At 35.6% G+C, this 23,156-nt stretch carries 26 protein-coding genes; 4 read left to right on the plus strand and 22 right to left on the minus strand.

Annotation, left to right across the window (positions count from 1 at the left end; translation table 11 throughout):
• Nucleotides 1-38: 38 nt before the first annotated feature.
• The 6 genes from grpE to gpr all read right to left on the minus strand — a co-directional run bounded on the left by grpE (nucleotide 39) and on the right by gpr (nucleotide 6,950).
• Nucleotides 39-578: a nucleotide exchange factor GrpE gene (gene grpE, locus ACQCPR_RS11280; RefSeq protein ID WP_418939823.1), complete on the minus strand. Its 540-nt coding sequence runs from the start codon at nucleotides 576-578 to the stop codon at nucleotides 39-41.
• A gap of 15 nt (nucleotides 579-593) precedes the next feature.
• Entirely contained in the window at nucleotides 594-1,631 is a 1,038-nt protein-coding gene (gene hrcA, locus ACQCPR_RS11285) for a heat-inducible transcriptional repressor HrcA (protein ID WP_090563850.1), read from the minus strand.
• A 95-nt stretch (nucleotides 1,632-1,726) separates the two neighbouring features.
• Nucleotides 1,727-2,860 (minus strand): radical SAM family heme chaperone HemW, encoded by a 1,134-nt coding sequence (gene hemW, locus ACQCPR_RS11290; protein ID WP_427137062.1) that lies wholly within the window; start codon nucleotides 2,858-2,860, stop codon nucleotides 1,727-1,729.
• A gap of 62 nt (nucleotides 2,861-2,922) precedes the next feature.
• Nucleotides 2,923-4,752 (minus strand): translation elongation factor 4, encoded by a 1,830-nt coding sequence (gene lepA / locus ACQCPR_RS11295; RefSeq protein ID WP_090563854.1) that lies wholly within the window; start codon nucleotides 4,750-4,752, stop codon nucleotides 2,923-2,925.
• A 308-nt stretch (nucleotides 4,753-5,060) separates the two neighbouring features.
• Nucleotides 5,061-5,879 carry a stage II sporulation protein P gene (gene spoIIP, locus ACQCPR_RS11300; RefSeq protein WP_427137063.1) on the minus strand — a complete coding sequence of 273 codons (819 nt, stop codon included), beginning with the start codon at nucleotides 5,877-5,879 and terminating at the stop codon, nucleotides 5,061-5,063.
• Between the two features lie 54 nt (nucleotides 5,880-5,933).
• Nucleotides 5,934-6,950 carry a GPR endopeptidase gene (gene gpr / locus ACQCPR_RS11305; RefSeq protein WP_090563858.1) on the minus strand — a complete coding sequence of 339 codons (1,017 nt, stop codon included), beginning with the start codon at nucleotides 6,948-6,950 and terminating at the stop codon, nucleotides 5,934-5,936.
• A gap of 148 nt (nucleotides 6,951-7,098) precedes the next feature.
• Between gpr and rpsT the strand changes: the two genes are divergently transcribed.
• On the plus strand, nucleotides 7,099-7,347 hold the full coding sequence (gene rpsT, locus ACQCPR_RS11310; RefSeq protein ID WP_090563860.1) for a 30S ribosomal protein S20: 249 nt from the start codon (nucleotides 7,099-7,101) through the stop codon (nucleotides 7,345-7,347).
• Nucleotides 7,348-7,766: 419 nt separating this feature from the next.
• On the opposite strand, the gene holA is transcribed toward rpsT, so the two are convergent.
• A complete protein-coding gene (gene holA, locus ACQCPR_RS11315; protein ID WP_427137064.1) occupies nucleotides 7,767-8,771 on the minus strand; it encodes a DNA polymerase III subunit delta in 1,005 nt (334 codons plus the stop codon).
• Nucleotides 8,772-8,926: 155 nt separating this feature from the next.
• Here holA and ACQCPR_RS11320 point away from each other — a divergent pair, with 155 nt between their 5' ends.
• Complete coding sequence (locus ACQCPR_RS11320) at nucleotides 8,927-9,061, plus strand: YqzM family protein (protein WP_090563866.1); 135 nt, start codon at nucleotides 8,927-8,929, stop codon at nucleotides 9,059-9,061.
• A 240-nt stretch (nucleotides 9,062-9,301) separates the two neighbouring features.
• Here the strand turns inward: ACQCPR_RS11320 and ACQCPR_RS11325 are convergent, their stop codons facing one another.
• The 12 genes from ACQCPR_RS11325 to ACQCPR_RS11380 form a co-directional block, all read right to left on the minus strand.
• Complete coding sequence (locus tag ACQCPR_RS11325; RefSeq protein ID WP_427137065.1) at nucleotides 9,302-11,392, minus strand: DNA internalization-related competence protein ComEC/Rec2; 2,091 nt, start codon at nucleotides 11,390-11,392, stop codon at nucleotides 9,302-9,304.
• A 173-nt stretch (nucleotides 11,393-11,565) separates the two neighbouring features.
• A complete protein-coding gene (locus ACQCPR_RS11330) occupies nucleotides 11,566-12,147 on the minus strand; it encodes a ComE operon protein 2 (protein WP_427137066.1) in 582 nt (193 codons plus the stop codon).
• A 70-nt stretch (nucleotides 12,148-12,217) separates the two neighbouring features.
• Complete coding sequence (locus ACQCPR_RS11335; RefSeq protein WP_427137067.1) at nucleotides 12,218-12,832, minus strand: helix-hairpin-helix domain-containing protein; 615 nt, start codon at nucleotides 12,830-12,832, stop codon at nucleotides 12,218-12,220.
• Nucleotides 12,833-13,079: 247 nt separating this feature from the next.
• Entirely contained in the window at nucleotides 13,080-13,814 is a 735-nt protein-coding gene (locus ACQCPR_RS11340; protein ID WP_427137068.1) for a class I SAM-dependent DNA methyltransferase, read from the minus strand.
• The gene (gene rsfS, locus ACQCPR_RS11345; protein ID WP_090563876.1) at nucleotides 13,814-14,167 is read right to left on the minus strand and encodes a ribosome silencing factor; all 354 of its coding nucleotides are present in this window, start codon (nucleotides 14,165-14,167) and stop codon (nucleotides 13,814-13,816) included. The genes ACQCPR_RS11340 and rsfS overlap by 1 nt, the downstream gene beginning before the upstream one ends.
• On the minus strand, nucleotides 14,164-14,739 hold the full coding sequence (yqeK, locus tag ACQCPR_RS11350; protein WP_093496132.1) for a bis(5'-nucleosyl)-tetraphosphatase (symmetrical) YqeK: 576 nt from the start codon (nucleotides 14,737-14,739) through the stop codon (nucleotides 14,164-14,166). Before yqeK ends, rsfS begins: the two co-directional genes overlap by 4 nt.
• Nucleotides 14,729-15,301, minus strand: coding sequence for a nicotinate-nucleotide adenylyltransferase (locus tag ACQCPR_RS11355; protein WP_427137069.1), 573 nt, complete (start codon nucleotides 15,299-15,301; stop codon nucleotides 14,729-14,731). The genes yqeK and ACQCPR_RS11355 overlap by 11 nt, the downstream gene beginning before the upstream one ends.
• The gene (yhbY, locus tag ACQCPR_RS11360) at nucleotides 15,298-15,603 is read right to left on the minus strand and encodes a ribosome assembly RNA-binding protein YhbY (protein ID WP_090563882.1); all 306 of its coding nucleotides are present in this window, start codon (nucleotides 15,601-15,603) and stop codon (nucleotides 15,298-15,300) included. Before yhbY ends, ACQCPR_RS11355 begins: the two co-directional genes overlap by 4 nt.
• The gene (gene aroE / locus ACQCPR_RS11365) at nucleotides 15,590-16,420 is read right to left on the minus strand and encodes a shikimate dehydrogenase (RefSeq protein WP_427137070.1); all 831 of its coding nucleotides are present in this window, start codon (nucleotides 16,418-16,420) and stop codon (nucleotides 15,590-15,592) included. The genes yhbY and aroE overlap by 14 nt, the downstream gene beginning before the upstream one ends.
• Before the next feature lie 10 nt (nucleotides 16,421-16,430).
• Nucleotides 16,431-17,534, minus strand: a complete 1,104-nt coding sequence (gene yqeH / locus ACQCPR_RS11370) for a ribosome biogenesis GTPase YqeH (RefSeq protein ID WP_269922999.1) — start codon at nucleotides 17,532-17,534, stop codon at nucleotides 16,431-16,433.
• On the minus strand, nucleotides 17,531-18,052 hold the full coding sequence (locus tag ACQCPR_RS11375; protein ID WP_427137071.1) for a YqeG family HAD IIIA-type phosphatase: 522 nt from the start codon (nucleotides 18,050-18,052) through the stop codon (nucleotides 17,531-17,533). The genes yqeH and ACQCPR_RS11375 overlap by 4 nt, the downstream gene beginning before the upstream one ends.
• A 38-nt stretch (nucleotides 18,053-18,090) precedes the next feature.
• Complete coding sequence (locus tag ACQCPR_RS11380; protein ID WP_427137072.1) at nucleotides 18,091-18,873, minus strand: phosphatidylserine decarboxylase; 783 nt, start codon at nucleotides 18,871-18,873, stop codon at nucleotides 18,091-18,093.
• Between the two features lie 91 nt (nucleotides 18,874-18,964).
• Here ACQCPR_RS11380 and pssA point away from each other — a divergent pair, with 91 nt between their 5' ends.
• Together pssA and sigK are read left to right on the plus strand one after the other, a co-directional pair.
• A complete protein-coding gene (gene pssA, locus ACQCPR_RS11385; RefSeq protein ID WP_090563892.1) occupies nucleotides 18,965-19,504 on the plus strand; it encodes a CDP-diacylglycerol--serine O-phosphatidyltransferase in 540 nt (179 codons plus the stop codon).
• Between the two features lie 344 nt (nucleotides 19,505-19,848).
• On the plus strand, nucleotides 19,849-20,577 hold the full coding sequence (sigK, locus tag ACQCPR_RS11390; protein ID WP_090564485.1) for an RNA polymerase sporulation sigma factor SigK: 729 nt from the start codon (nucleotides 19,849-19,851) through the stop codon (nucleotides 20,575-20,577).
• Between the two features lie 195 nt (nucleotides 20,578-20,772).
• On the opposite strand, the gene mtnN is transcribed toward sigK, so the two are convergent.
• From mtnN to greA, 3 genes are all read right to left on the minus strand, one after another.
• On the minus strand, nucleotides 20,773-21,465 hold the full coding sequence (gene mtnN, locus ACQCPR_RS11395; protein ID WP_093496137.1) for a 5'-methylthioadenosine/S-adenosylhomocysteine nucleosidase: 693 nt from the start codon (nucleotides 21,463-21,465) through the stop codon (nucleotides 20,773-20,775).
• Nucleotides 21,466-21,559: 94 nt separating this feature from the next.
• Nucleotides 21,560-22,246, minus strand: coding sequence for a YrrS family protein (locus ACQCPR_RS11400; protein ID WP_427137073.1), 687 nt, complete (start codon nucleotides 22,244-22,246; stop codon nucleotides 21,560-21,562).
• A gap of 393 nt (nucleotides 22,247-22,639) precedes the next feature.
• The gene (gene greA, locus ACQCPR_RS11405; RefSeq protein ID WP_093496139.1) at nucleotides 22,640-23,113 is read right to left on the minus strand and encodes a transcription elongation factor GreA; all 474 of its coding nucleotides are present in this window, start codon (nucleotides 23,111-23,113) and stop codon (nucleotides 22,640-22,642) included.
• Nucleotides 23,114-23,156: the final 43 nt, after the last annotated feature.

The raw sequence follows: 23,156 nt of genomic DNA on the forward strand, positions 1-23,156 counted from the left end.
GTTTTCCTCCTAATAAATAACTGGAATATTTATATCATTTATTCATTTACTTTGACCATTGAAGGTCTTAATACTCGATCTTTTAACTTGTACCCTTTTTGCAACTCTTGAAGCACAATTCCTGATTCTTTTGAGTCATCTTGTTCTTGCATAACTGCTTGGTGGAAGTTCGGGTCAAATGCAACACCTTCTGCTTCAATTTGTTCCAAACCTTCTTTTTTAACAGCCTCTAGTAAAGTGCGGTAAACCATATCCACTCCTTTAACTAATGAAGTTGCTTCCTCTGAAGTTGTTTCAACTGCAAGAGCTCTTTCAAAGTTATCAAGCACTGGTAATATATCCATTAAAACAGATTGTGCTCGATATTTGTGGTCAGATGCTTTATCTAACTGTACTCGACGTTTATAATTCTCGAAGTCTGCTCTTAATCGAATTAGTTTATCTTGTTCTTCTTCTACTTGCTGTTTAGCTAGTGTTAGTTCGTCTACTTCTTCAACTACTTCTTCAACCTGTTCAGGCTCTTCAGAGGTATTTTCTACTTCTTGCTCTTCTAATTTTTCATCTTTGATTTCCGACACGGTATGCAACTCTCCTTATCCATGATGTCCATGTAATATCCTAGATAATTCTCTAGATAAATCACCACTCATAATATCTAGCAATGATACGACTCTCCGATAGTCCATCCGGGTTGGACCAATAATTGCAATCGAACCCATCTGTTCTTTTCCGATGCCATATGATGCAGTAATAACACTACAACCTTCCATGGCAAGATCATTATTTTCTGAGCCAATCCTAATTTGAATGCCTTTTTTATCCAAATGAAAAATACCTGGAATTTGGTTTACATGATCCATCCAATTCATAATACTTCGTGCTTTTTCTACATCATTGAATTCTGGTTGGTTTAATATTTGCAGCTTACCACCATAATACACTTTGTCTTCATGCTCAATAGTCAATGCTTGGTTAAGCGATCCAAAAAGATGATTTAGACGACCGTTGTTTTGATGCAAAACTGTCGTAGTGACTGTCTCAAGCATTGCAGGTAGCTCATGCAAATATACGCCAACCAACCGTTCGTTGATCAAATTGATCATACGTTCGATATCTGATGCATGAAAATTTTCAGGAATAGAAAATATACGATTTTCTACATGACCACTGTCAGTAACAATTATAGCTACTGCAGAATCGCTTGATAGTGGTACAATGGAAAAACGTTTAACACGATGTTTCCTCACATCTAAACCTAACATAATAGAGGTATAATTCGTTAGTTCCGATATTATTTCAGCGGATTTACGAATTATTTGCTCCGTCTCCACCTTTCGTTCTTCAAAAATAGAACGAATTTGTTTTATCTCATTTTGCGAAATTCTTTGTGGAGTTAACATATTATCGACATAATAACGGTAGCCTTTTTGTGAAGGCACGCGACCAGACGAAGTATGCGTTTTTTCTAAAAAGCCCATTTCTTCTAAATCTGCCATTTCGTTTCGAATAGTAGCAGGACTAAATGGTACTTCCTCCTTTTTCGAAAGCTGACGAGATCCAACTGGTTGAGCGGTTTCGATAAAATCATCTACCGTTACTTGCAATATTAATAATTGCCTGTTTGTTAGCATGATTATCACCTCTGTTAGCACTCACTCAAAGAGAGTGCTAATACTCATATAAAACTTATCAAATCTACAGAAAACTGTCAACGATTTAGCTTTAATTATTTCAGGAAATATTGAAACACTTCATTTCCAATAAATCTTCCCCGTGTAGTAAGCCTCACAAAATTATCTTGAATGATTATTAATTCCTTTTGAAGTAATTCATCAAGTTCTTTTCCGTAAATATCATGAAGTGCGATACCATATCTTCCCTCAAACTTTTCTAGTGATACTCCCTCATTCTTTCTTAAACCAAGAAACATTTCTTCTTCCATTTTTTCCACTTTTGTTACTTCCTTTTGCATCATAAGAGGTTTTTCCCCTAAATCGATTGTATGCATATACTTTTTTAACGGTCCATGATTTGAATATCTTACACCGTTCACATATCCATGAGCACCAGCACCTAAACCTATATATTCATCATTGTTCCAATACAGTAAATTATGCTTCGATTCTTTCCCCTCATATGCAAAGTTACTAATTTCATATTGAGTATAACCATGATTTTTCATTTCCTCTAACAAATAACTATACATTTCTGCCTCTAAGTCTTCACCAGGAAGAGATAGCTTACCTTTGGATAATAAATTATAAAAAATCGTTTTTGGTTCTACTAAAAGTGAATAGGCAGATATATGGGGTATTTTTAAGCGGAACGCTTCATGTAAGGATGCTTTCCATTGTTCCATCGTTTGGTTGGGAAGACCATACATCAAATCAATACTAATTGATGGGAATTCAGTTTGTTTGGCATATTCTATAACTTCATAAACATGATCATTAGAATGAGTTCTTCCTAATACTTTTAATAGATCTTGATCAAAGGTTTGAACACCCATACTTAAACGATTTACGCCATATTTACGCATTAACTGCATTTTTTCAAGTGTTAATTCATCCGGATTTGCCTCAGACGTAAACTCCGTTACATGTTCCATTGGTATATGTTTATGAATTAATGATAGTAATCGATCTAATTGCTCTACCGTTAAAGAAGTCGGAGTTCCACCACCAATAAATATTGTATCAATTTTAGCTGGTTCTGCATCGTTTTGCCATAACGACATTTCTTTTCCAAGAGACTCAATATATACATCTACAGGTTGATTTTGAAAGAAAAATTTATTGAAATCGCAGTAATTACATATTTGATGACAAAAAGGAATATGTATATATACGCCTCGTACCATAACTATCCCTACTTTCTTTCCATAAAGGAAAAAGGAGGCTACTAGTGCCCCCTCTTTTACTTTTATTTATTTGGCTCGTCCATCTTTAGAACTGCCATGAATGCCTCCTGAGGAACTTCTACAGAACCTACTTGCTTCATGCGTTTTTTTCCTTCTTTTTGTTTATCAAGAAGTTTGCGTTTACGAGATATATCTCCACCGTAACATTTCGCCAAGACATTTTTACCAATAGACTTAATAGTAGACCTAGCGACAATTTTTTGTCCAATAGCAGCTTGTACTGGAACTTCAAATTGTTGTCTAGGAATTAGAGCTTTCAGCTTTTCTACTATTACCTTCCCACGTTCGTACGCGAAATCACGGTGAACAATAAAGCTAAGAGCATCCACTTTCTCACTGTTAAGTAAAATATCCATTTTCACTAACTTAGATTCCTTATATCCAATTAAGTCGTAATCAAAAGAAGCATAGCCTTTTGTACTCGACTTTAAAGCATCAAAGAAGTCATAAACAACTTCTGATAAAGGAATTTCATAAATAATATTAACACGTGATTTCGATAAGAAATCCATAGTGATAAAGTTCCCACGTTTACGTTGACAAAGTTCCATAACTGAACCTACATAATCTTCTGGAACCATAATAGATGCTTTTACATATGGTTCTTCGATTGTATCTACTTTTTGGACGTCCGGCATCATTGATGGGTTGTCCACTTTTAGAGTATCTCCGTTTGTAAGCTTTACATCATATATAACACTAGGTGCCGTAGTAATTAAATCAATTTTAAATTCACGTTCAATACGCTCCTGAATTATCTCCATATGTAATAATCCAAGGAAACCACAACGATATCCAAAACCTAATGCTTGGGAAGTTTCCGGTTCGAACTCTAATGCTGAATCATTCAGTTGAAGTTTTTCTAGAGCCTCACGTAAATCAACGTATTTCGTATTGTCAATTGGATATAACCCACAGAAAACCATTGGATTCATTTTTTTATATCCAGCTAAAGGTTCCAAAGCAGGATTGTTAGCTAAAGTAATCGTATCACCGACACTTGAGTCACCTACGTTTTTCATGGAAGCTGTTAAAAATCCAACGTCACCAACAGTCAATTCAGAACGCTGAGTCGTTCTAGGAGTAAATACCCCCGTCTCTACTACTTCGAATTCCTTGCCAGAAGACATCATTTTAATCGTATCGCCTGGTTTAACTGTACCTTCCACAATACGAATATAAACGATTACCCCACGATAAGGATCAAATAATGAGTCAAATATCAACGCCTTTAAAGGTGCATTTGGATCTCCAGATGGTGCAGGTACTTTTTCTACAATTTGTTCTAGGATTTCTTCGATACCAATACCAGCTTTTGCAGATGCTAAAACAGCTTCTGAAGCATCCAAACCAATAACGTCTTCAACCTCTGCTCTTACACGCTCTGGATCTGCAGCTGGAAGATCTATTTTATTGATAACTGGAAGTATTTCAAGATCATTATCTAAAGCCAAATAAACATTTGCAAGTGTCTGTGCTTCAATTCCCTGTGCTGCATCTACAACTAGAATAGCGCCTTCACAGGCAGCTAAGCTACGAGACACCTCATAGGTGAAATCGACATGACCTGGAGTATCAATAAGATGGAAGATGTACTCTTCACCGTCTTTTGCATTATAAGTCAATTGAACAGCATTCAATTTTATAGTAATACCACGTTCACGTTCAAGATCCATTGAATCGAGTAATTGGCTCTGCATTTCTCGAGATGTTACCGTTTGCGTTTTTTCTAAGATACGATCCGCAAGTGTCGATTTCCCATGATCAATATGGGCAATAATCGAAAAATTACGTATTTTCTTCTGTCGTGCCAGTCTCTCATCATTATTCATACTTGTTCACTCCTAATTAAACTACTTGCATTATAACAGATAAAGGATTGTTTAAAAAATATTACTGTATCATTGTATGTACATCTAGATTGTTTAAATTGAGTTGAACCCATAATTAATTGATGTCGTGCTGAGTGGATATCAACGTTGTTCGGGTTTCACTATTTAATATACTTTTATGTATTTTAAAATAAATAATTTTTCGCCAGACTTTAATCTTATCAAAAACCTCTTAATAACACAATCTACGAGTATATATTCCTTATGAAAAGAGATGAGGCATAATTGCTTCATCTCTTATTGTTTACTTATATTGGTAAATCTTCATTTAACATATTAGATATCGCTTTTGCTAAAACTGCAATAGAACGATTTAATTCCTGTTCATTATTATCGATGCCACCCAATTCTACATTGAGTAAAATTTTGGAAAGGTCTTGATTGTAAACACCGTCTACTCCCTTTCCTTCTCGTGGTAGAATTCCTCGTGAAATTCCAGGAACTAATTTATTTAGTTGATCAGAGAGATTTTGTGCGAGTTGTTCATTCCATTTATAATTCGGGTGCTCTCGGCCAATAACAAATATAAATTTAGCATAGCGTTCTTCTCCATTTATAAGCGTCGTCACATTTGCTTTTGCGGAATCTCTATGAATATCTAAAATAATATCATATTCTTTCTGCCCAATTGCTTGTTGAACAAAAGGTCTTATTGAATCATATTGTTTCGCATCTCCTGTACTCTCTGGCCCCAAAATATCGGTTTCTAATTGATGAACTGCAAATTGAGCAGTTATCTGCTCTTGGAAGGACGTAATATTGTTTTCTGAATGGTACGTTGCAATTTTCTCACCCTTAGCAGCTAGTATAGGCTTATAGGCTTCTTGAGAATGGGTAAAATAAACAAATGCTTTTTTAGGTTCTAAAATTTCGGGAGCAGCAGTTTTTGTTTCTAATTGCGCGGCGTAGACGACTGCAGTGGTACTCTCCTCTTTTGGTGTTACTTCTTTTGTTGCGGTTTGTTCCTTTTGTTGCGGGAAAAGAGGCGTTTGGACGGTTGCAATAATAATTGGTGCTAAAAATAAAAGTAATAAAATGCTAACTACATTCTTTAAGGACTTAGCCATAATTTCCACTCTCCTCACACAATCGTATGAAGAGAGCGGCATTTTTAGAACACTTTATCTAGTTGTAATCCAACTTTCTATCCCATTAGACAATATATATGCATAGTGTTCAACCCAAGCATCCGTTTCTTTAGGGGTTACAAATAGGGATGGGTTTTTACCGACAAATACTTCTTCAAACAACTTTCTTTTTTCTTCCGTAGACCACGTAACCCATTCTCCAAAAATTGGTTGAAGTACAGATTTGTCGATGTTCGGTTTTTTATTAGAAACCATCGGTGTTACCGCTAATGCAGAGGAAGGTCGCCCTTTTTCCTCCACCTTAGAAGCAATATAATGAATGACTTGCTCCATTGCATCAGCATATAAAACTGGTCCATCCACAACCATCGGAATACCAATAGCTGTTACTGGCACTCCATATACTTCTTCCGATATTTCTTTTCGTTGATTTCCTACACCTGATCCTGGATGTATTCCTGTATTTGTCAGCTGAATAGTTTTACATAGGCGTTCGCTATTTCTAGCTGCTAAAGCATCTAACACAATAATTAGATCTGGTTTATATGCTTTACTAATTGCTTCTACAAAATCACTTGTCTCAAAACCTGTTTGTCCAGTTACCCCTGGTGCATACATCACCACTTTTACCCGTTCAGCACTTTCAGTCAATGAAGAACTTTGTAAATATTCAATCGCCTTTGGACCAATGGCATCAGGAGTTATAGTTGCATTACCTAATCCAATGATTAATATTTTTGAGTCTTTCGATAGATTTAAATCATGATGCATCTCTCTTAGTTTTTCGATAAATATTTTTTCTAAGGGTTTGAAACTATCCTCTTGGTCCGGACTCACCGTCAAATCCGTTAAAGTAATATATTTACCTTTTTTCTTTCCTAATTTCTTTTCTCCTTCTTCATTGACTTCAATTGATGTCACAAGTACTGCACCTTCACGATTTTCTTCGAATGTAATTCCTTCGGAGTTTTTAAGTTTATTTTTCTCCTCGCCTGTACGATGCTTTACCATTTCATCTGATTCATCTAATAAATCAGTTCTTCCCCACATAATATCACCTCTTATTTAGTGTGGTCGATGTGTCAAGTAAATATTCTTTGCATTTATATATTGCAATTTGTTTTTGTGTTTGTTAAAATAATGCTTGTTGTATTAGAAAGAAATGTATCATCTCAGACCTTATTAGGAGGTGAAAGGTATGCCAAACATTAAATCTGCTATTAAACGTGTTAAGACAAATGAGAGATTAAACACTCAAAACGCAAAAGCAAAATCAGCAATGCGTACTGCTGTGAAAAAAGCTGATACTGCTGCTCTTAATAACGACGAAAACGCAAAAGATCTTATTAAAACTGCTATTCAACAACTTGAAAAAGCAGCTTCAAAAGGATTAATTCATAAAAACGCAGCTTCTCGTAAGAAGTCTCAATTAATGAAAAAAGCGTAATAAAAAAAGACTATCCGATTATTTCGGATAGTCTTTATTTTTTTCAAAAAATAGTTTTCCTCTTAAGGGCATGGTGGAAATTCGGTAAAAGCATTTTTTACTTCACAAAAAAGAAACCATTTTTTAAAAAACTTTTGTACAAAATGGTTTCCCGTTGATTTATTACTTTTAGGTTGTAACACAGAATATCAGATCGGCTATAAAGAGTAGGATTTAAAGAAAGAATCATGAACATATCTTGGAATCCTGTTATTAACATAAATGCCCGTAAAAACGCAATCACAAAATGAAGTGACTAGAAATTTCTGCTTAACAGACAATAACTTGGAAAAACAATCTATTTAATCACTTATTTATTGGTGGATAGACATTACTTAAATCCAAATAATATAGAGTGAACTTAATAACGATTAAGCCCCTTACTTCAGCAAAAACATCTCTAAAATTCTATCTCGATTTATATTTAGTGTTTTTAACTGTAAATCGACTGTCGCAAGATCATTCAATGTTTGCAGCAGTTTTTGTTCATTGTGAAGCATAGGGTGATCTATTAATAACTTTACTCGATATGGATGGACCTTAAGCTGATTGGCAATTTGCTGAGCATGATAGCCTTTTTTCTTTAAGTGGCTTACCTGGACCATTAATCTAACTTGTGTTGCTATTAAAGCATTTAGCTTTAATGGATCCTCTTTTCTCTTCAATAAATCGTGATAAATTTCAATCGCTTCACTTTTATGCCCCGAAAGATAAGCATTTCCTAATGTAAAAACATCCTGCTCTAGTGTACGTACAAGCAACTTCTTTATTGTGTCACTATCGATTTCTTGCTCTTCGCCAACGAAAGTTGCTATTTTCGCTAACTCTGTCTGCAGATGAACAAGATCCGTTCCACCAAGTTCAATAAGGCAATCTATAGACTCATCAGACATCGTTTTCCCATGTGTAGAAAGTTCATGTAAAATCCATCCCTTTAAATCATGGACCTGTAAGCTAACTGACTCAATAACATTGGCTGTCTGTTTCATAGCTTTTGTAATTTTCTTACGTTCGTCTAGTTTTTCATAAGGTGCTATAAAAACAGTGATTGCTGATGGTGAAGGAGATTTCAACCACTCTTCTAGACTAACCGTATCATGGATTATTTTTTCTTTTCCCTTTTCAGTCGCTTTTAAAAAGAATGCATTTTTTGCTATAACCAGTTTCTTATCTGAAAAAAAAGGAATAGTATCTGCCTCATACATAACCTCGTCTACTTTACTTTCCTCCATATCGAAGGTGATAACTTCTAATTCCCCTTGATCATTTAATTGTCTTTTAATTCTTTTTAATGTTTCTTCGATAAAATATGCTTCATTTCCATATAATAAATACACAGAAGAAATGTTATTATTAGATATCTGCATCCACTTTTCTGAAATCATGTTAAGTGCTCCTTGCTATGTATAGTTATATTTCATTATATCGTAAATACGTGTATAAATTGTGACATTATATGCCTTACTAGAAAAAGAAAAGTTTGTATATAGATTTTTTATAGGCAATCCTTTATAATTAGGTGGAAATAGGAGGGGTAACAATGAATGAGTTTGAACAAAATGTCCAGTCGAAACGTAACGACGCGATCGACTCTGGTGTAGGTTTTGTAGTCTCCTTTGGTTTTTTTGCAATAATGTTTGTCATTGCAACCGTTATTGAGTTCGTAGCTCGATAAAATGAAAATTCAATTAGTGAGATATTCTTCAATCGTACTGATTGAAAACTAAAAGGGTTTTGCCTCGTGGAGGTAAAACCCTTTTTTCACTGCACTTTCATATTTCGAAGCTAATATAATTTGCAAGCGGAAACATTCTATACATCCGAGGCACAGCTTCATTCTCCTTTGTCCACAGGATGTTAGTCACGAAGACGTGACCACACAATATGGCTTACTAAGCCTTTGTCCTTTAAATACTTATGGAATTGTAACAGTCATATCCCCACTTTTATTAATCTCGACTTCAATAGTACCATCCGTCCCTGTCTGTAAATAAGGAATTCGCAATTCTTCTAGACGCTCGACCACCTCTGGATGTGGATGACCATAGCGATTTTCAAAGCCTGCTTGTATTATCGCTACACTAGGCTGAACCAAATTCAAAAACTGCTCAGTGCTAGAGGTTTTACTGCCATGATGACCTACTTTCAACACATCAATTTGTTGTATTGCTCGTGAATAATACTCCACTAGATCTAACTCACCTCGTTCCTCTAAATCTCCAATGAATAATCCATGAAAATTTTTATTTCTCATAGATAATACAAGAGAATCATTATTCCCCTCATATATTTCATCCATTGGATATAAGTATTGAAAATGATAGTAACCTGATAAGATAATGTCCCCAGCAATCTTTTCATAAACTGGGATTCGTTGCTTATCAATCTCCACCCTTAAATCATCCATTACTTCTTTCTCCCAAGAGCCAGGAGTAATATGAATTTCCTTTACTTTTACTCCTCTTAGAACTTCTTCTGCACCTTCCATATGATCAGCATCTGCATGGGTAATGATAAGTATATCGATTGCTTTTATACCCTTTCCTTTTAACAAAGGTAAAACAACCTGTCTACCAATTTCGTAAGGCTCATTTATTTGTTTCCAAGTTTCTTGATCGAACCTTAGCAATCCACCTGTATCTATCATTATTACTTGTTTGCGGTAAGGCATTTCAATTAGTATACAATCACCTTGTCCAACATTTACAAAGGTAATTCGGGTTGAAGAATCCGTAAGAGGAGCTAATTGAATAACTAACAGAGTGATTAAGAAATAAAGGGTACATCCAAATACCTTCTTTTTTCTCTCTATGGAGATAAATATTGTAATCACGCTAGTGTAGGCAAGAAGTATCATCCAGTTCTCCGGCCTCATAGGATTCCACATCTGGTATGGTAATGTACCTAACTTTAGTATGAGAATATCAATTAGACCTCGAATAGGTTCATACACGAGAAACAAAGCTTCAGAGATAGAAGGCACTACAAATGTTAGCAACAGAAACAAAAGATTAAGAGGTAAAACGAAAAACGTAAATAAGGGAACAAATATTAAATTTGCGAGGAAAGAAGAAATAGAAATTTCATAAAAGTGATAGAGAAGAATAGGATAAACAATAACTTGACAAACTGCAGTTAGAATAAACGATTGTAATAAATAGGAATGAGTTGATTTTAATAAAATCGAGGAATAAATAAGTGAAAATGCAGCTAAATAGGAGAGTTGAAAACCAATTTGGAATATAATCCAAGGTGTTAGAAAGACAAATCCCATAATACTTAATGAAAAAGCGTCTGCTATTGGTATTTTTCTTTGAAAAAGTGTTGAGATTAAAACAATCTCTGTTACAGAAACAGATCTCCATACGGAAGGTGCCCCTCCAGCAAGCAAAGCATATAAAGGTAGTGCAATTATTAACAACCAGTTTGCGGTTTCCCTTCTTACACCTAAACGAATCATTATTTCATAAATTAACCAAACGACGAGCGCAACATGTAGACCAGAAATAGCAAATAGATGCGTTATACCGAGTGTCTGGTAGGCACTTTGCATATCGGAAGGCATTTGCTCCCTACTACCTATTAAAAGTGCTTCTGCCTCCGCTTGGAGCGATAATGGAAAGTGATCCCGTATATGCTGTTTCACCTTAAAACGCTGCCCTGCCATAAAAGTTATAAAATCTGTATTTTTTCCAATGAGCTCATACTGAGTAACTTGAAGTTGTCCGACAGAGCCATTACTTTTTAAATAATTTTCCATATTAAATGCATACATATGTGATTTTGGTCCATTAGAAGTTTCTTCCAAGCGTATATTCATAGTTATTCCTGCAAGGGAATGTTCTTTGAACGCTTCCATATGTTGTTCACTTTCCAGTTTTAATTGAACATACCACTTATCCTTGTTCTCTGATATAGCAAAACCACGTAGAGTGCTTCCATTAATACGATATGTGTCTGTCCAAGTAATTTGGGTGACATTTTGAGCTAGTGAAGGAATTGGCATTCTCTGCAAAGTATAAAAATAGCAACTAATCCCTAAACATAAAGTAATTACTATAAATGACACTGAAAACTGTTTATATAAAAGCAAAAAAAGAATTACAAACAAGAAGAACAGGATAATGGTAGATTCGTAAGCTGCTATTACACCTACTATAACTGCTATAGCGATATATATTAAATTTCCGCGGATGTTGTTAATCCAAATAGTTCTGCCACCTTCATTTCATATGGTGCTAATTCTTCAACACTTGCTCCTTTTTCTCTCAGCTTTGATATTAGTTCTGTGTACAACGCAACTTTTTCATCACTCAAGAAATCTATCTTTCGTTCATCGAAAGGCACATGCATTACTTCGACTCCCGCCTTATTTAACAATTCAATAGCATAAGAGTTGTTTTTATAGTCTTGAGCATAGTACAGACGACTAATCCCAGCTTGAATGATTGATTTCGTACACGGTAAGCATGGGAAATGAGTTACATACAGGTCAGCACCACTCACTGTAATCCCGTATTTAGCACATTGTAAAAGAGCATTCATCTCTGCATGTATAGTTCTCACACAATGGTTATCTACGACATAACATCCATGATCAATACAATGGTCACCACCTGAGATAGACCCATTATATCCTCCTGCCATAATTCGGCGATCACGCACAATCGTAGCGCCAACTGCAAGACGTGTACATGTGCTTCTAAGTGCAAGTAAATGGCTCTGAGCCAAGAAAAATTGATCCCATGTTATTCTCTCCATATAATTACCTCCAAAATATACGTTTATCTAAGTGTAGTAGTTTGTGTAAGAAACTTCAATAATTCGTTTGTTATTTTACGGATATTAATGGTTCCAGTTTCTCATATGTTTTTTGTCCAATACCAGTTACTTTCATTAAATCTTGTTTTTCTTTGAAGGCTCCAGATTGCTCGCGATGAGAAATAATTGCCTCGGCTTTAGCTGCTCCAATGCCTGGTAAAGTAGACAAAACTGTAGAATCAGCATTATTTATATTTACTAACGACGATTGTGAACTGCTAGTAGGTAACAGCACTTCTTCTACTTCTTCGCCCTCTTCAGGAACATAGATTACCATCTCATCTTTCACACGCTCTGCATGATTAATATGTTTTGAGTTACTAGACTCTAAATAGCCACCAGCCATTTCAATCGCATTTAATACACGATCTCCTTCCAAAAGTTCATAAACACCCGGTTTCATTACAGCACCTTTTACTTCCACAAAAACAAGGGGAGTTTCTACATATTCAATTATTTCTTCTGGAAAATTTTCTTTTAGTGGGATAGTTGGGATTGAATCAGCTTTGGGGGTAGCCGATTTTAGAAAGGATTGAATACTGATGAACAGTATTATTCCTATTACTACTACTGGGAGTAATAGCTTTTTCTTATATTTCTGGACGAACTGTTGAATCAGAATCATCAGCCTCTTTCATAAGAGGTAAATTATATGGAGTTATAAAAACTATACTAAATTTACGTGTAGATGAAAAGGGTTATTTTAAGACGACTAAAAAAGATGCTTGTTGGTTGTGACTGTCGTCACACTAACAAGCATCCCTAAAAATTCACTCGATATAAATATAGCAAAATGTATGTCCAAACATCTTCTAAACGATAGAAACAGGTTTGGACCCTAGATGACTGATACGTCTTTCACCCAGTATTCCTTATTTTACAGCATGGATAAACCATCTATCCACTTCTCCTATAGGCTTTCCAAAAATATCATCACGGACATTCACGGAAGAAAAGCCTACTGTTTCTAGAAGAGTCTTGAATGTTTCCACAGAATACGTACGTTGGTAATGGGATTCTTCAAATCGTTCATAATAACCTGATTCATCACGTACAAAAAAAGTTATATCGTGGTAAATTGAATGATTTTCTTCCCCTGATTCTGTATGCCAAATATAAGCTACTTCCTCATCTTCATACGTAAAAGGTCCACTTGGGTATATAACATCCATCTTATAAAGAGAATGGACATCAAAAAATAACTGTCCACTTGGATTTAAAGCTTCAAACAAGCGTTTGAATGTCTGCTCAACTTCTTCTAACGTCTCTAGATAGTTTATAGAATCTATAGCAATAACCGCTACATCTACCTCATTTACACCTTCAAGATCTGCCATTGATTGACATATAAAAGAAATATTCGTTCCATTTTCAAAGCTTCGATTTTGAGCTACTGTAAGCATAGAATCGGATAAATCTACACCTGTTACCTCATACCCCGCTTTTGCAAAATGGTTGCTGAGAACTCCTGTACCACAGCCAATATCGACTAGTTTTTTTGATCTAGTGACAGGTGCATACTGTTGTACCCATTCCGCATATTTGTTATATGGTATGTCTGACATTAATGAATCATAAATATATGCAAATTGTTCATACGTGGACATTAAGCATCTAGCCCAACTTGAATCATTGGTGCGTCTCCCCAAAGTCTCTCTAAATTATAATAAGCACGCTCATCCTTGTGAAATACATGTGCTACGACGTCACCCATATCAACTAAAATCCATCTTGCTTCATCGAAACCTTCTAATCTTTTCACATTAAAACCTGCTTTGAAGGCTTGGTCCTCCAGTTCTTTTGCTATTGCTTGAACCTGGCGATCCGAGTTTGCATGGCAGATTAAAAAGTAATCAGCAAGTAATGAAACCCCCTGCATATTTAATACTACAATATCCTCTGCTCTTTTATCGTCCGCTGCTTTATAAGCGATTTCTACTAATGAATTTGAAGATGTCATTCTTTCACTGTTCCTCTCTGTTGTATCATATCATTGTAACAATGAAATGAATCCGGAAATACCGGTTGTTTTTTTTCTATTAAAAATGAAATACTATGCCTTATACAACTTGTCATAGCATCTTCTAAATCGACCTTTGCTTTTTCACGTAAAAGTTCGACTCCTGAAAATTTCCGACTAGGCTCTATCATATCAGAAACATAAATGATCTTTTCAAGTTTCGACATGCCAGCTCGACCCGTTGTATGAAACTCGATAGCTTGCAAAATATCCTGATCCGAGATTTGAAATTCTGTTCTCGCTACATAACTACCAACAGGAGCATGCCATAATTCATGATTAAAATTCAATAATAATGGATTCATTTTTTCTGAAACAATTATGGATCTTAGCCATTCTTGATTGGCATACTTTACACTATCATGCAAAATTCCCGCAATCTCTGCTTTTTCAAAATCTTCTCCATACATTTTAGCCAGTGTAATAGCTGTTTCAGCTACACCTTTTGTATGTATAAATCGCTTTTCGGGCATCCGATTTTTCATCTGCGCAAGTAAATGTTCATGTTTCATATAGCTTCTCCTTTCGGATAAAGTCACGAACATCATCACTAATAAGAAACTGAGTAGTTTCTCCGTTTGTTATTCGATTTCGAATGGTAGTAGAAGATAAATCGATTTGAGGTATATCTAAAGTTACTATAGGATATGCAGTTTTGAGCAATTTATTTGGTCTAGAAACTCCTACTAAATGCACATTTTGTATAAGTTCTTCGATTCTATACCACTTAGGTAGATCTTCTACCTGATCTCCACCGATAATAAAGTAAAAATCAGTTAGCGGTTCACGTTTTCTAAGTAGCTCCATCGTATCAAAAGTGTATGAAGTTCCTCCCTGCTCAATTTCAATCGTTTCTATTTTCAACATGGGAATCTCTCTTATAGATAATTCCACCATAGTCAGTCGTTGTGCTGCTGTAACTCTATTTTTTATTTCTTTATGAGGAGGGTTAGCATTTGGCATTAAACGCACTTCGTCTAATTTCAACGCATGTAGTACTTCATTTGCAATTATCAAATGACCAATATGCGGCGGGTTAAAAGTCCCACCTAAAATCCCTACTTTTTTTCTCATGCACGACTCGCTTTTGGAAGCTCGATTCGTTTATTATTTTTAGACGGTTTGTACAGTACTACTGTTAAACCGATTAGTTGCACTAACTCTGATCTCGTACCTTTTGCAAGAGCCTCTGCAACTTCATGCTTATCGTCTTCACAATTTTGTAAAATACTAATTTTGATTAATTCTCGAACTTCAAGTGCTTCTCCGATTTGTTTAATCATCGCATCATTTACTCCACCTTTACCGACTTGGAAAATCGGAGATAGATTGTGTGCTTGACTACGTAAAAATCTTTTTTGTTTACCTGTTAACATAATTTCCTCCTAATTGATCTATCAATTGTTGGATCATCCCATCAGTATCAGGATTAACTCCATTCCAATATGAAAAGGCTAGTGCGCCTTGATGTACAAGCATCCCTAGACCATTAATTGTTCGAACATTGTATTTCTTCGCTTCCTCTATTAAAGGGGTGACTAAAGGATTATATACGATATCTGCAACAATTGCATTCTCTTTTAACTGATGTAACTGAATTGGCAATGATGCATCGCTATTTTTCATACCTAATGGCGTTGTTTGGACGATGACATCAAACTTGATCAATGTATTTTCAGCTACCTCAAGAGTAACTGCCTGTCCTACCTTTAGTTCCTCCACTAATATTCTTGCCTTTTCTACCGTTCTATTCGCTATTGTCAGATGTGTAAAACCTTGTTTTTTGAGAGCATGAGCTATACCACGTGCAGCTCCTCCTGCTCCAATTATCAATATGTTGTATTCAGGTAAAATACCGCCAAGGGAGTTGATAAAACCCAATCCATCGGTATTATACCCAACATATTTGTTGTCCAATGTTTTCACAACTGTATTTACTGCTCCAATTCCTTTTGCAGAATCGTCCACTTCATCAAGATAAGGAATAATCGCTTCTTTAAATGGAACAGTCACATTCCAGCCACTACATCCTAGAAGCTTTAACGATTCTACTGCTTGCTCAAGATGATCTAGTTCAACATGTATAGGGATATAAGTTGCATCAACATTCATTTGTTTTAACCATGTCTCGTGCATTTCAGGTGATAAGGAATGGGATATTGGATTTCCTATCACAGCAAACCATTTTTTCAATATATCCCTCCTATATTAACGATGGACGAATAGAAATTTCTACACCCGCTGGAGCATGTGCTGCTACAATTACTCCTCCACGCTGTACAGTGATCCACCCTAATCCAGAAAATACGATATCTGTTTTATCATCTTTAATTTTAAATTCATGACGAACTAAAGGTGGTAATAGATCCGCAAACTCTTCGCTAGGTGGAGATAATAATTTACCTTTATGTTCTTTATATAAATTATCCGCATTCTCTAATTTTGTGCGGTGAATTGGAATATCATTTGCTATATGACAAGTAAAAGCTGCACGTTCACCTTTAATAAAGTCAAAACGAGATAAACCACCAAGATATAATGTTTGTTCACTATTTAACTGAAATACTTTCGGTTTAATTTCTTTTTTTGGTGTTATATATTTCAATTCCGTTGGATCTAAATAATGCGCCATTTGATGGTGATTAATAATTCCAGGAGTGTCAAATAATGATTTTTTATCGTCTAATGGAATTTCAATCATATCTAATGTAGTACCAGGGAAATGTGAAGTAGTAATAATCGCATCTTCTCCAGTTGCTTGTTTAATAATACGGTTAATAAATGTAGACTTTCCAACATTTGTACAACCAACCACATAAACATTTTCGCCTTTTCTATAATGCTCAATTGCTTCCATCGCTTCTGGCATACCTGTCCCTTTATGTGCACTAACAAATAATACGTCTATTGGAGACAAACCAAGTTTTTTAGCTTCTTGCTTCATCCAATTAATGACTTTATTTTTTTTCACTGATTTCGGTAGTAAGTCTGCTTTATTAGCAATCAACAAAATAGGGTTGTTGCCGACAAAACGATGCAAACCAGGTAACCAACTACCATTAAAATCAAAGATATCAACTATTTTAACTATTAACCCTTTTTGCGTGCCTAAGCTATTTAAAATTCGTAGAAAATCATCATCTGTCAATGAAACTGGTTGTAATTCATTGTAATTCTTCAAGCGGAAACAACGCTGACATATAATATCTTCTTTTTCTAAAGAGGAAACTGGCGCATAACCTGGCTCTCCAACTTTTTCTGTTTGAATTGTTGTACCACAACCGATACATTTTGGTGCTTCTGTCACGCTTCTTCCTCCCATGTAACTTGTCCTTTTTTGTCTAAGTAACTAAAAATTCTTCGTTCCACCATACGATTAAATTTGGTCACAAATCCATCTGACTTTGCAACTGGAATGACTAAAATCGTATGAAGTTTTAATCTGTTACCGCCAAATACATCGGTTAGTAGCTGATCACCAATCACTACTACTTCTTCTCGTTTTACCGACATAATGCTTAAAGCTTGGAGAAATGCTTTTCCAAGTGGTTTACGCGCTTTAAATATAAATGGAATTCCAAGAGGGTCTGCAAAGGATTTAACTCGAAGTTCATTGTTATTAGAAACAATGGTTACTTGGATCCCAGCAGCTTTAATACTTGCGAACCACTCGATTAATTTAGGGGTAGCTTCTGGTCGATCCCATTCAACTAATGTGTTATCCAAATCTGTAATAATTGCCTTAATCCCTTTATCTTTTAGCAATTCAGGTGTTATATGATGGACACTTCTTACAAATTCACTAGGTATAAAATTTGAATACAAAGACGAACACTCCAATTCGAGGCATTTTCTATTTATGATTATAGCATATTTGCTACATTCTCACCCATTCGGACAAATTTACCAGGGTGAACTTTACTTGAGAACTCCACACTATCCGCTTCGAATAGCATGACGACAGTCGATCCAAAGGAGAAATACCCGACCTCTTCTCCTTTATTCCATACAGTAGAATTATTCGTAAGCTCAATCGAATTTACAAACATTGCTCCTACTTTTATATGTATACATTTTTTTTCATTTGGCATTTCGAGTTCCGTAAGCATTCGGTAGTTACCACTTATTGTTTGTTTTCCAAATTGAAGACCCCATTTATTGACTGGATACGATTTTTCACCAAGAATATATTGTCGTAGTATTTTCCCATCAACTGGAGAATGGATTCGATGATATTCTGCTGGACTTAAATATAAAACAATATATTTTCCATTTTGAAAGGATGAAGCTATTTTTTCTGAACCTAGCATATCCTGTAAAGTGTAGGTTTTCTGTTTTACATAAAAGAGTCCATCCTCTGTAATATCCCCAAAAGTTTCTATTGTAGCATCGACAGGGCTTATAATGCTAGTAGTTCCCTTATCAATCGGACGGCTATCCTCTTTAACCTTTCGAATAAAAAAGTCATGTAAAGTAGTAAAATCATTGCTTTTTTGTATCATATCTTGAGTTGATATATTAAAATATTTAATATAAGAGGGAATCATATGTTTGCTTATTTTGGACTGTGTAAAGCTTCGGATTAGTGACGAAGACCATTTTCCATTGGTTAATTCAATCATGGTTTGATATAATCTTTCTCTCATTTTTTAGCTCCCTAGAAAAAATTAAACTTACTATTTTTACTTAATCGAAGTATAATGAACAAATATGTTATTTGTAAAGGAGTGATTTGCAATGTTTTTACTAAATGCGATGTATCAAACAGTAAAAAAATTGAAATCACATGCGGCGAATATGGTCACCATAGGCAACCTTGCATTTGGTGGTGCAGCCATCATGGCAACGATGAATGAAAATTACACGTTCAGTGTATTATTTATATTTATAGCTGGCCTTTTAGACAGATTTGATGGAATTGTAGCAAGAAAATTTCACCTTGAATCCGAATTAGGCAAACAACTAGATTCCATGAGCGATATTATTTCATTCGGGATAGCTCCTGCATTACTGATGTATTCATTGGTACTACAAGAGTTTAGTGTTACTGGAATGATTATAACAGTCATCTATATAGCATGTGGTGCTTTCAGGCTTGCACGATTTAATATATCTGAACCGAATGGTTTTTTTACAGGTCTACCAATTACTGTTGCTGGTGTGATTTTAACCCTGTCTTATTTTGCGATAGAATATATACCATCTGTTTCGTACATGTTTTTGTTCATAATTCTCGCATTACTAATGATCAGTACATTTACACTAAGAAAAGTTTAATGACGAAATGCTTAGGCGCCTATGTTAGCCCTGACAACGTTCTTCTGTAACGAGCTTTGCACAGGAGCAAGCGATGGAAGAATTTCACGTAAAGGCGTCTTTTGCAAAGGAAGTCAGTCTAAATTCGTGACATCGTGTCACAGCGACTGACTGACCCGCATCGTGCGGCCCCGAAATTCTGAAGAGACTCGAAGGGCTAGGCGCTGGAGCTAGACAGCAAATGACTTAAAAAGTATATACCTGTTAAATTTAAAGAAAAGCGGCTGCGAATTTGCGGTCGCTTTTTTCATATTTCGCCAGCTTTCGACATACATTAGACTAACAACTAGATGGAGGTGAACCTCATTACAGGTATAATGACTGCCTTTATAAGCATCTTTGTAGAATTCCCTCTCGTGCTTGGTTATTTGAAAGGCCAGGCATTTCATCAACCCTTCAGTCCGGAAGAAGAAAAAGTCATGATAGATCGTTTTTTAGGAGGCGATTTATCTGCTCGCGACGAACTAATTGAACGAAATATGCGATTGGTTGCTCATGTTGTAAAGAAATTCCACCCAAAACATGAACTATTAGATGATTATATCTCTATCGGTACAATTGGTCTGATGAAGGCTGTCAACAGCTATACCCCGACGAAGAAAACTAAACTAGCCACTTATGCTGCCAGATGTATTGAAAATGAAATATTAATGTATTTACGATCATTAAAGAAGGTACAAAAAGATGTTTCCCTACATGAGCCAATTGGTATGGATAAGGATGGTCACTCTTTAGAGATTACAGACCTGCTTCCAGGTATCGATAAAAGCACAGATGAACAGCTAGTAGAAGAAGAGGATACAAATAACTTATATAGACATTTGTCACAACTTGAAAGCAGAGAACTCGAAATTATCATCCGAAGATATGGATTACTTGGTCATGAACCAATGACTCAAAAAGATATTTCTAAGCAACTAAAAATATCTAGAAGTTACGTTTCTCGGATTGAAAAACGCGCATTAGTAAAACTGTATCAATCCTATATACATGAAAAAAACTCTTTTGATGTATCAAACACCAAAAGAGCTTAGGTAGGATCAATCTTCACTTGTCTCTGCGATCATGATAAATGCTAAAACCGCTGTAACTAAAACTGACATCGCCATTATAAATAACATTGGATCTCCCCCTCTAACATTGAAAGCGCTTGATGACTTTATCATAGCACATAATAGGAGAATTATTAATATGTGTCAAACTACTCAGTATGGCAATTTAATGACAACCTATAGTTTTTCAATTACATTTAAGACTACTTGTGTTGAATGTTTTGCAGCAATTGGCAAAAACTCATCGAAACTGATAGAAGACTCTTTTCCAGCAATATCAGAAAGTGCACGGATTACAACAAAAGGAACCTCAAATTGATGGCAAACTTGTGCAACTGCAGCTGCTTCCATTTCACAAGCTTTCATTTGTGGAAAATGAATACGTACCTGTTCTACTTTTGCAGGATCATGCATAAAGATATCACCCGTAGCGATTAAACCAGTTGCAGCTTGGTGTTCGCCAATTTCATGTACAGCATCCTCTGCTAATTTCATTAATTGCTCGTCTGCTTTAAATGATGCTGGAAGCTGTGGTACTTGACCAATTTCATAGCCAAAAGCGGTTACATCCACATCATGGTATCTTACTTCATGTGAAATTACGATGGCTCCTACTTCTAGATTTGGATCATAGCCACCTGCCGAACCAGTGTTAATGACATAATCAGGTTTGTATTCACTTAATAATATGGAAGTGGTCATTGCGGCATTCACTTTCCCTATTCCACTTCTCAATAAAACAATTTCATGATTCTTGTATGTCCCACTTGTAAATTCACTGTTTGCGATTGTCTTTGTTTCAGGATTTTCTATTTCGTTTCTCAGAAGCTCTACTTCTTCTTCCATTGCACCAATAACTGCTATTTTCATTGTTTATTGCCCCTCTCTAAAATGCACTTCTTTAAAAATAAGGAAAAAAGCTTCTTAAGTCAAGAAGCTTTTCTTTTTACATATATTCAGAGCTCTATTCTAATGTTTTAAGTATTTCTTTTTTAGTTGGTTTCCAGCCTTCACCATCGACCCATTCTAGGGAGATACGATAAATTTCACTTCCATCCTTAGAAGTGACAGTTCCAATGGATTTTTGCGGGCTTCCACCATTACCGATAAACTTTACATACATATTGGATGTATCTAAATTAGCAGCATACGCTAATGCCTTAACTTTTTCATCCCAGTCAACAGATGAATTGTCGTAACTAGAAACATGATTTCCTGATTGCTCTGTCCCTACAGGCTGCCATCCTGAATCTATTACAACAGAATCGACATTGGTTTCGTCTGATGGCTCCGTAGTTACAGTACCACCTTGATTTTCTTCCGTTTCAGTGCTTTCATTCTCTTCTGTCTCTGTTGTTGTTTCTTCACTTGACGAAGTAGAATCAGTGGAGCCAGTACTATTCCCTACTACTACTTCAGATTCTTTGTCTTTCTCTTGCTCTTTCGATTCATTCTCAGTATTTTCTTCTTGTTCAGTTTTTGTGTTAGTTGTAGCACTTTCTTTCTCGTTATCACCTGTAACAAGATTTACAGTCACTACGATGATAAGGAGAATTACTATTCCTATAAGTATATTTAAAATGTTGTTCTTTTTTCTCTTATGATTTCGTTGATCCAAACGCGTGTCAAATTTCGTATTCTTTTCTGGCATGTAAATTCCTCCTTCAATATAAGAGAATATACTACAAATAGACGACAATGATAGGGTTTTGTTTCAACAATCTCAAAAATAGTTCGATTGATAGTCATCATCAAATCTCGGTAGACCATTTTTACACAAATGCTTGACCAGTGTTTTAGGTATATGATTCTATTCATTCTTTTCTATTAAGGAACATACCGTTAATTTCCACTCCGAGCGGACGCTTTCCGTGGAAACGGCTTCAGCTGCTTCCCTCGCCCCCCCCCATGGAAAGCGTCCACTTGAAACGTAAATCAGTAGTGTTATTTATTCGTTCTTTTACCTTAAACACAATGTATACGGAACAATATTATATATTTCATTTCAAAAAAAGAGGTAAACGGTTTCGTTTACCTCTTCGCTTTAAGATATAGTTTTTATTTCTACGTCCATCTCTCCACCTGGAGTTAGGATTTTCACTCGATCTCCTGTAGATTTGCCGATCAATCCTTTAGCAATTGGAGAATCATTCGAGATAAGACCTTCTATTGGATCTGCTTCTGCAGAACCTACGATTGTGTAAGTTTCTTCATCACCATCTGGAATTTCTACAAATGTTACAGTTTTACCAAGTGTAACAGTGTCGTTATTTCCTTCTCCTTCGATGATTACTGCATTGCGAATCATTGACTCTAAGGTTGAGATTCTACCTTCTACAAACGCTTGGTCTTCTTTAGCTGAATCATACTCAGAGTTCTCTGATAAATCACCAAAACTTCTTGCAATTTTAATACGCTCTACTACCTCTTTACGTTTTACCGTTATTAAATGCGTTAATTCATCTTGTAACTTTTGTTTACCAGCAACGGTCATTGGATATTGTTTCTCTGTTGACACTCCCATACACTCCTTTAAATACACACTTAAAACTCTATCATGG

Origin of the sequence: Psychrobacillus psychrodurans (genome assembly GCF_050209195.1) — a bacterium.
In the GTDB taxonomy this organism is placed as follows: domain Bacteria; phylum Bacillota; class Bacilli; order Bacillales_A; family Planococcaceae; genus Psychrobacillus; species Psychrobacillus psychrodurans.

Bases quoted from the DNA above. Each gene is read 5' to 3' on its own strand.
- ACQCPR_RS11325 (WP_427137065.1), bottom strand. From the start codon at position 11,392: ATGCCAATTCCTTCACTAGCTCAAAATGTCACCCAAATTACTTGGACA.
- hrcA (WP_090563850.1), bottom strand. From the start codon at position 1,631: ATGCTAACAAACAGGCAATTATTAATATTGCAAGTAACGGTAGATGAT.
- ACQCPR_RS11335 (WP_427137067.1), bottom strand. From the start codon at position 12,832: ATGATTCTGATTCAACAGTTCGTCCAGAAATATAAGAAAAAGCTATTA.
- gpr (WP_090563858.1), bottom strand. From the start codon at position 6,950: ATGTGGGGAAGAACTGATTTATTAGATGAATCAGATGAAATGGTAAAG.
- ACQCPR_RS11320 (WP_090563866.1), top strand. From the start codon at position 8,927: ATGAATGAGTTTGAACAAAATGTCCAGTCGAAACGTAACGACGCGATC.
- ACQCPR_RS11330 (WP_427137066.1), bottom strand. From the start codon at position 12,147: ATGGAGAGAATAACATGGGATCAATTTTTCTTGGCTCAGAGCCATTTA.
- rsfS (WP_090563876.1), bottom strand. From the start codon at position 14,167: ATGACATCTTCAAATTCATTAGTAGAAATCGCTTATAAAGCAGCGGAC.
- ACQCPR_RS11355 (WP_427137069.1), bottom strand. From the start codon at position 15,301: ATGAGAAAAAAAGTAGGGATTTTAGGTGGGACTTTTAACCCGCCGCAT.
- pssA (WP_090563892.1), top strand. From the start codon at position 18,965: ATGTTTTTACTAAATGCGATGTATCAAACAGTAAAAAAATTGAAATCA.
- hemW (WP_427137062.1), bottom strand. From the start codon at position 2,860: ATGGTACGAGGCGTATATATACATATTCCTTTTTGTCATCAAATATGT.
- yhbY (WP_090563882.1), bottom strand. From the start codon at position 15,603: ATGTTAACAGGTAAACAAAAAAGATTTTTACGTAGTCAAGCACACAAT.
- rpsT (WP_090563860.1), top strand. From the start codon at position 7,099: ATGCCAAACATTAAATCTGCTATTAAACGTGTTAAGACAAATGAGAGA.
- spoIIP (WP_427137063.1), bottom strand. From the start codon at position 5,879: ATGGCTAAGTCCTTAAAGAATGTAGTTAGCATTTTATTACTTTTATTT.
- lepA (WP_090563854.1), bottom strand. From the start codon at position 4,752: ATGAATAATGATGAGAGACTGGCACGACAGAAGAAAATACGTAATTTT.
- ACQCPR_RS11340 (WP_427137068.1), bottom strand. From the start codon at position 13,814: ATGTCCACGTATGAACAATTTGCATATATTTATGATTCATTAATGTCA.
- ACQCPR_RS11400 (WP_427137073.1), bottom strand. From the start codon at position 22,246: ATGCCAGAAAAGAATACGAAATTTGACACGCGTTTGGATCAACGAAAT.
- yqeK (WP_093496132.1), bottom strand. From the start codon at position 14,739: ATGAAACATGAACATTTACTTGCGCAGATGAAAAATCGGATGCCCGAA.
- mtnN (WP_093496137.1), bottom strand. From the start codon at position 21,465: ATGAAAATAGCAGTTATTGGTGCAATGGAAGAAGAAGTAGAGCTTCTG.
- holA (WP_427137064.1), bottom strand. From the start codon at position 8,771: ATGATTTCAGAAAAGTGGATGCAGATATCTAATAATAACATTTCTTCT.
- ACQCPR_RS11380 (WP_427137072.1), bottom strand. From the start codon at position 18,873: ATGAGAGAAAGATTATATCAAACCATGATTGAATTAACCAATGGAAAA.